Raw genomic sequence first — 2,977 nt, 5'->3', positions numbered from 1 at the left:
GTACGCGCCCAAGGTGCGTCCCGCGCAGCTGCCCGCGGACCTGTCCGCGTTCACCGGCCGCCGCTCCGAGCTGGCCAGGAGCCACGCCCTGCTGCCCGACGAGGGCGAGCGTGAGGGCGAGCAGCCGGCCGCCGTGGTGATCAGTGCCATCGGGGGCATGGCCGGGGTCGGCAAGACCACGCTCGCCGTGCGCTGGGCCCACGAGGTCGCCCACCGCTTCCCGGACGGGCAGCTCTACGTCAATCTGCGCGGTTTCGACCCGACCGGGCCGGTCATGGACCCGGCCGACGCGATACGCAGCTTCCTCGACGCCTTCGGGGTGCACCCGAACCGCATCCCCGCCGGTCTGGACGCGCAGGCCGCGCTCTACCGCAGTCTCCTCGCGGGCCGCCGGGTGCTCGTGCTGCTGGACAACGCCAGGGACACCGAGCAGGTACGTCCCCTGCTGCCGGGAGCGCCCGGCTGTCTGGCCATCGTCACCAGCCGCAACCAGCTCCACGGGCTCATAGCCGCCGACGGCGCCCGCCCCGTCACCCTGGACGTGCTGACCGTCCCCGAGGCGCGGGAGTTCCTGGCCCGGCGCCTGGGCGCGGACCGGCTCACCGCCGAGTCCGACGCCGCCGACGAGATCGTCGCTCTCTGCGGACGGCTTCCGCTGGCCCTGGCCATCGTCAGCGCCCGCGCCGCCGTCCACCCCGGTTTCTCGCTCTCCTCCATCGCCGCGGAGCTGCGCCGCGGCCACGGCAGTCTCGACGCCTTCGCGGGCGGAGATCCCGTCACGGACGCGCGCAGCGTCTTCTCCTGGTCGTACCGCACCCTCTCCCCCGCCGCCGCGCGGCTGTTCCGGCTGCTCGCCCTGCATCCGGGGCCCTGCTGCTCCACGGCCGCGGCGGCGAGCCTGGTCGGCCTGCGGGAGCCGGAGGTACGGCCCTCGCTGGCCGAGCTGGTCCGCGCGCAGCTGCTCACCGAGGAGACACCGGGCCGCTTCGCCTCGCACGAACTGCTGCGGGCGTACGGCGCCGAGCTGGCGCACGCGCAGGATTCAAAGGACGACCGGTCCGCCGCCCGCCACCGGATGCAGGACCACTACCTGCACACCGCGCTGGCCGCCGATACGTCGATGGCGCCCCACCGGGAGCGCTTCCCGCTGCCCCCGGCCGCGCCCGGCTCGGGTCCGCTCGCCTTCCCCGACGCGCGGGAGGCCGCGGACTGGATCGAGACGGAGCGCTCCGTCCTGCTGTCGTCCGTCGAACAGGACGCCCGGTACGGCTCGACCGGCCACTGCTGGCGGCTGGCGGCGATCCTGGAGCTGTTCCTCGACCGGCGGGGACGCTGGCAGGAGCAGCTGACCATGCAGACCTTCGCGGTGACGGCGGCGCAGCGGCTCGGTGACGTGTACGGGCAGGCGCACGCGCATCAGGTCCTCGGGTTCGTCAGCGGACGGCTGAAGCGCCACGACGAGGCCCGGGCCCAGCTGTCCCGGGCGCTGGAGCTGTACGGCGAGCTGAACGACCCGGTCGGCCTGGGCAGGACCCATCGGTACCTTGCGTTCCAGTCCAACCGGCTCGGCCGTCACCTCCAGGCCCTTGACCACTACCGGCAGGCGGCCGTGTACTACCGGGAGGCGTCCCACACGGCCGGCCTCGGCAGCATCTTCAACGAGGTCGGCTGGACGTACATCCTGCTCGGCGAGTACGAGAAGGCGCTCGCCCAGTGCCGTCGGTCCCTGGCGCTGCACCAGGAGATCGGGGACCGCAACGGCGAGGCGGCGGCCTGGGACAGCCTGGGGTACGCCCATCACCACCTGCGGCAGTACCAGCAGGCCCTGGCCTCGTACGGGCATGCCCTGGACCTGTACCGCGATCTGCGCGACTGCTCGCTGGAGGCGGACACGCTGGTGCACATCGGGGACACCCAGGCGGCGCTGGGCGCTCCGGTACGGGCCGCCTCGGCCTGGGTGCGCGCGCTGGAGATCTTCGACGGTTTCGACCATCCCGACGCCGAGGCGGTCCGGGACAGGCTCCGCCGCCTCGGGGCGCCGTCGCACCGGGAGTCACCGGCACTGAGGGTCTGACGCCGGGCCGGAGTCGGGGTCGATGGTTTCCGTCACTTTTTCGGCACAGGGTCCTGCCTAGGCTCGGTGGCGCTCCCGCCCGGAGCCGGCACGATTCCCCTCAGGAACCAGGACATGAAGCCCATCACGGCACCGAAGGCCTCCTCGCAGGCCGGCCAGGAACAGCTCCTCCACGTACTGGTGGCAGATCACGGGAAGGCGCTGCTCGCGTACGCCGAGAAGCTGCTGAGCGACCGGCAGCTCGCCGAGGACGTCGTCCAGGAGACCATGATCCGCGCCTGGCGCCACACGGAGCGGCTGTACAGCACGGACGGTTCGGTCCGTGGCTGGCTGCTCACGGTCGCGCGCAACCTGATCATCGACCGGATGCGCAGCGCCCCCCACCGGTACGAGACGGTGGGCACCGACAACCAGGACATGGCCCAGCGGGACCACGCGGACTCGGTGCTCGCGTCGGTCGACGCGACGTACTTGTTGCGGCAGCTGTCGGTGGAGCACCGCGAGGTGCTGGTGCACACGTACCTCTGCGGCCGGACCGTGCAGGAGACGGCCGGGATCCTGGGCATACCGCCCGGGACGGTGAAGTCCCGCCAGCACTACGCGCTGACCAACCTCCGCCGGCGGGTGCAGGGCGCGAACTGAGCCGCGCCCGCGCTGCGGACGCCGTGGCAGAGTCTCCGGGACGGCACACGGCGACGGGACCGAGGGGCGCGGGCGATGGCGGGGGACGACGGGGTACGGAACGGCGGGGCACCGGGCCAGGGGGCAGGGGGCGACGGCGGGTTCGAGGCGGCGACGGGTGACGGGCCGGTGTCCGATGTGACGCCCGGGGTGCGGGCCGCGGAGGTACGGGTCGCCTTCGAGGGGCTGCTCCAGATCCGCCGGCTGACGCACACCGGGAGC

At 73.2% G+C, this 2,977-nt stretch carries 2 protein-coding genes and 1 pseudogene; all 3 read left to right on the top strand.

Annotation, left to right across the window (positions count from 1 at the left end; translation table 11 throughout):
- A partial coding sequence (locus tag GT042_RS03495) for a tetratricopeptide repeat protein (protein WP_161307224.1) occupies positions 1-2,074 on the top strand: 2,074 nt, incomplete at its 5' end.
- Positions 2,075-2,188: 114 nt separating this feature from the next.
- The gene (locus GT042_RS03490) at positions 2,189-2,716 is read left to right on the top strand and encodes a sigma-70 family RNA polymerase sigma factor (RefSeq protein ID WP_161307223.1); all 528 of its coding nucleotides are present in this window, start codon (positions 2,189-2,191) and stop codon (positions 2,714-2,716) included.
- Positions 2,717-2,791: 75 nt separating this feature from the next.
- A pseudogene (locus GT042_RS37985) lies at positions 2,792-2,977 on the top strand (hypothetical protein); the annotation flags it as partial.

Source organism: Streptomyces sp. SID3212 (assembly GCF_009865405.1).
Taxonomy (GTDB): domain Bacteria; phylum Actinomycetota; class Actinomycetes; order Streptomycetales; family Streptomycetaceae; genus Streptomyces.
The sequence above is the reverse complement of the archived record's forward strand: the minus strand, read 5'-3'. Positions and strand labels throughout refer to the sequence as shown.

What these genes read in the sequence shown, in the direction of transcription:
- GT042_RS03490 (WP_161307223.1), top strand. Translation starts at nt 2,189, where the DNA reads ATGAAGCCCATCACGGCACCGAAGGCCTCCTCGCAGGCCGGCCAGGAA.